Genomic DNA, 3,114 nt, shown 5'->3' on the forward strand with positions numbered 1-3,114 from the left:
ACGTCATGCTGCGCCTGAAACCCGCGGCCCCAGCGGGGTGGACGAGGGCTCCCGCGGCGGCCCGCCTGGCGCCGTGAATGTGCCTTAAAAACCTACAGTCTTATGAGACACCAGGCGGGGACCGGACGCCGAGACCGCTTCATGGGCCGATGGGCACCTTCTGCCTCTCGCGAAGTCGTCTCACCGTGAACTGTCGCAGGGTGGTGCTCGGTAGGGGTTTGTGAGTCATAATCATGTCATGAGGCTCTTGGGGTACACCCGCGTGAGCACTGCGAGTCAGGACGCGCAGTTGCAGTTGGATGCACTCGTGGATTCCGGGGTGCAGAAGCGGGATGTGTTCGCGGATGTGACCTCGGGTAGCCGGACCGCGATCGAGCGACCGGGGATGAAACGTCTGCTGGACTACGCCGAGGACGGCGACACGGTGGTGGTGTGGCGCATCGACCGGCTGGGTCGGTCCCTGCTCGACGTCCTGAATACGGTCACGCTGCTGCGCGGCCAGGGCGTGAAGATCAGATCGGTCTCGGACGGGATCGACCCGGAGACGACATCGGGCCGGATGATGCTGGGCATGCTCGCGACCTTGGCCGAGTATGAGCGCGAGCTGATCACCGAACGCGTCAATGCGGGGATCGCCGCGGCGAAGCAGAACGGCACCCGCTTCGGCCGACCCCCGGTCGACCCGGCCGTGATCGCGGAGAAGCTCGAAATCGCGGGCGATGCCCGCGCGAAGGGCCGCACCGCCGAGGACGCCGCCCGACTCGTCGGCTGGTCCCGGGCGACGCTCTATCGCCATCGGCAGGCGGCCCGTGCCCGCGAGGCCGTCGCCGAGCAGGTGTGAGGTGGACGGGCCGGCGCGGTGGCGCATCCTGCGGCTGCACGTCGAGGACGGTATCCCGCTGAGCGCCCTGGCCCGGGAGACCGGGATCAGCCTGCGCACCCTGGAGCGCTGGCACGCCCGCTACCGTGCCGACGGGTACGCGGGCCTGGAGACAGGCCAGCGCTCGGACGCCGGCGCCCACCATCTGCCCAGGGAGCTCGTGCGGTTGATCGAGGGCCTGGCGCTCAGCAAGCCCCGGCCCGCGATCGCCACGATCCACCGCAAGGTCACCGACATCTGCGGTACCCGAGGGTGGCCGGTGCCTTCCTACGGGGTGGTCCGCTCGATCGCGGGTGCCCTCGATCCGGGCATGGTCACCCTAGCCCTGGAGGGCGCGGCGTCCTACCGGGACAAGCACGAACTGGTGCTGCGCCGGCACGCCGAACAACCGAATGCGATGTGGCAAAGTGACCACACGCTGCTCGACATTCTCGTGGTGGGCACCGACGGCAAACCAGTCCGCCCCTGGCTGACGACGATCCTCGATGACTGCTCCCGCGCGATCTGCGGCTACACCGTCTTCCTGGGTGCGCCGTCCGCGATGAACACCGCCCTGGCGCTGCGGCAGGCTATCTGGCACAAGAGCGACCCCGCGTGGCCGATGTGCGGGCTGCCGGACGTGCTCTATGTCGACCACGGCAGTGACTTCATCAGCCGCCACCTCGCCGGCACCGCTGTTGACCTGCACATCCGGCTGATCCACTCCACCGTCGCCCGTCCCCAGGGCCGGGGCAAGATCGAGCGGTTCTTCGGCACCGTCAACACCGAGCTTCTCGCTGACCTGCCCGGCCACATCACCGAGGGCCATCCCGCGCCGACGCCGAAGCTGTCCCTGGCCGAGCTCGACAGCGCGGTGGAGGGGTTCGTGGCCACCTACAACGACCGGACCCACAGCGAGCTCGGTGCCTCGCCGCGCACCGCGTGGATCGCCGAGGGCTGGCTGCCGCGCATGCCCGAGAGCCTGGAAGACCTCGACGGGCTGCTGCTCACGGTCGCCCAGTCCCGGGTGGTGCGCCGTGATGGCATCCGCTTCCAGGGGCTGCGCTACGTCTCCCCGACGCTGGCCGGCTACGTCGGACGGCCGGTGGTGATCCGCTACGACCCGCGCGATATCACTGAGATCCGCGTGTTCGACCACGACGAGTTCCTGTGCAAGGCCGTCAACCAGGACCATCACGACGAGAAGATCAGTCTCAAGGAGATCCAGGCTGCCCGCAACGCGCGCCGTCGCGCCCTGCGCCAAGGCATCAATGAACGCATTGCCGTCGTAGCCGCGCACACCACTGAGACGCCATCGACAGCCGAGCCGCCAGCCCCAGCACCGAAGCGGAAGCTGAAAGTCTACAAGGAGGACTTGAGGTGAGCCAGCGCTTCATCGTGACCAAAGAGCACCGCCGCTTCACCGAGTTCGCCGACGCTGTCCGCCGCGGCCACACCATCGGTCTGTGCTTCGGACCGGCCGGGGTGGGCAAGACACTCTCCGCGCGCCGCTACGCCCACTGGGAGAAGGCCTATGACCTGCTGACCTATTGGGGTCCGCGCGCCGACAGCGACGCCAAGATCTACGCCGCCCTCGCTCGGAGTCGTACCGTGCTCTACACCCCCAGCGTGCTCACCACCCCACGGGTGCTGAAGGATGAACTCGACCAGGCGATCACCCGCACCAATATCTGCATCGAGCAGCATCTGGAGGCAGTCGGTCAGATCACCCCGCAGACGTGGGGCCGACGGCACGGCAGGAACCACGTGCAGCTGGTCATCGTCGATGAGTCCGAACGGCTCCGCCCCACCGCGCTGGAGCTGCTGCGCGATCGCTACGACCGCGACAACATCGCCTTGATCCTGATCGGCATGCCCGGCCTGGAGAAGCAGTTCAGCCACTACCCGCAGTTCTACAGTCGTGTCGGCTTCGCCCACCAATACCGGCCCCTGGGCACGGACGAGCTGCTGTTCGTCCTCCAGCGCCACTGGCGCTCCCTGGGCAAGACCCTCGACCCCGAGGACTTCACCGACGCGCAAGCCATCGCTTCCATCACCCGCATCACCCGCGGGAACTTCCGACTGCTGGAGCGGCTCTTCCCGCAGATCGAGCGCGTCCTGAAGATCAACGAGCTCGACACCATCACCAACGACGTCATCGAAGCCGCCGCCAGCACCCTCGTCATCGGCACCACCTGAACAAAGACCGCCACTGAGCATCGACAGAACACCGCCATTTAACAGCGAAAGTCACA

At 67.3% G+C, this 3,114-nt stretch carries 3 protein-coding genes; all 3 read left to right on the top strand.

Going from position 1 to position 3,114, the window contains the following annotated elements; translation table 11 throughout:
- Positions 1–238: 238 nt before the first annotated feature.
- From ACHFGS_RS08980 to ACHFGS_RS08990, 3 genes are read left to right on the top strand one after another with little or no spacing between them, the layout of a single operon-like run.
- Complete coding sequence (locus tag ACHFGS_RS08980) at positions 239–841, top strand: recombinase family protein (protein ID WP_394289386.1); 603 nt, start codon at positions 239–241, stop codon at positions 839–841.
- 1 nt (position 842) lies between these two features.
- Positions 843–2,243, top strand: coding sequence for a Mu transposase C-terminal domain-containing protein (locus tag ACHFGS_RS08985; protein ID WP_017836497.1), 1,401 nt, complete (start codon positions 843–845; stop codon positions 2,241–2,243).
- A complete protein-coding gene (locus tag ACHFGS_RS08990) occupies positions 2,240–3,058 on the top strand; it encodes an AAA family ATPase (protein WP_017836498.1) in 819 nt (272 codons plus the stop codon). Before ACHFGS_RS08985 ends, ACHFGS_RS08990 begins: the two co-directional genes overlap by 4 nt.
- Positions 3,059–3,114: the final 56 nt, after the last annotated feature.

The organism is Microbacterium sp. (genome assembly GCF_043427715.1).
GTDB lineage: Bacteria > Actinomycetota > Actinomycetes > Actinomycetales > Microbacteriaceae > Microbacterium.